The sequence below is a fragment of the Mesorhizobium sp. M7A.F.Ca.AU.002.02.1.1 genome, assembly GCF_003998535.1.
Lineage (GTDB): Bacteria > Pseudomonadota > Alphaproteobacteria > Rhizobiales > Rhizobiaceae > Mesorhizobium > Mesorhizobium ciceri.
In genome coordinates, this window is record NZ_RZPB01001190.1 from 1 (window position 1) to 1,240 (window position 1,240).

At 64.3% G+C, this 1,240-nt stretch carries 1 protein-coding gene; it reads right to left on the bottom strand.

The features are described from left to right. Nucleotides 1–1,240, bottom strand: a 1,240-nt coding sequence (gene acnA / locus EN879_RS36345) for an aconitate hydratase AcnA (protein WP_127274737.1), incomplete at both ends; no start/stop codon positions are given.

A 1,240-nucleotide genomic window follows, 5' to 3' on the forward strand; every position in this document is an offset into this window, starting at 1 on the left:
GGACAGGACCGCGGCGGCGATCAGGCCCTTGTCGTTGATGGTTTTGGAGATCGGCGCCGGCAGCGGGCCGGAATTGCCGATACAGGTGGTGCAGCCGAAGCCGACCAGGTTGAAGCCGATCTGGTCGAGCTCCTTCTGCAGGCCGGATTTCTCCAGATATTCGGCGACCACCTGGCTGCCGGGAGCCAGCGAGGTCTTCACCCACGGCTTCTGCTTCAAACCGAGCCGGTTGGCATTGCGGGCCAAAAGACCGGCGCCGATCAGCACGCTCGGGTTCGAGGTGTTGGTGCAGGAGGTGATGGCGGCAATGACGACATCGCCGTGACCGAGATCATGGTCGGTGCCTTCGACGGCATAGCGCTTGGAGATTTCGGCCGCCTTCTTGTATTCGGTCTCCATCGCCTTGGCGAAGCCTTCCGGAATGCCTTCCAGGGCGACGCGGCCTTCAGGCCGCTTGGGGCCGGCCATCGACGGCACGACGGAACCAAGTTCGAGCTCGAGCAGATCAGTGAAGACAGGGTCGGCCGAGCCGGTTTCACGCCACAGGCCCTGCGCCTTGGCGTAGGCCTCGACCAGCGCGATGCGGTCCTCGCTGCGGCCGGACATTGTGAGATAGCGGATGGTTTCCGAGTCGACTGGGAAGAAACCGCAGGTGGCGCCATATTCGGGGGCCATGTTGCCGATGGTGGCGCGGTCGGCCAGCGTCATGTTGGAGAGGCCCGGGCCGAAGAACTCGACGAACTTGCCGACGACCCCCTTCTTGCGCAGCATCTGGGTGACGGTGAGCACGAGGTCGGTGGCGGTGACGCCCTCTTTCAGCTTGCCGGTGAGACGGAAGCCGATGACTTCCGGCAGCAGCATGGAGACCGGCTGGCCGAGCATGGCCGCCTCGGCCTCGATGCCGCCGACGCCCCAGCCGAGCACGCCCAGGCCGTTGATCATGGTGGTGTGCGAATCGGTGCCGACGCAGGTGTCGGGATAGGCTGTGGTTTCGCCGTCCTCGGTGTTGGTCCACACCACCTGGCCGAGATATTCGAGGTTGACCTGATGGCAGATGCCGGTGCCGGGCGGCACGACGCGGAAGTTGCGGAACGCCTGCTGGCCCCATTTCAGGAATTTGTAGCGCTCTTCGTTGCGCTCATATTCCAGCTCGACATTGCGGGCGAAGGCCATCGGCGTGCCGAATTCGTCGACGATGACGGAATGGTCGATGACGAGGTCGACCGGCACCAGCGGGTTG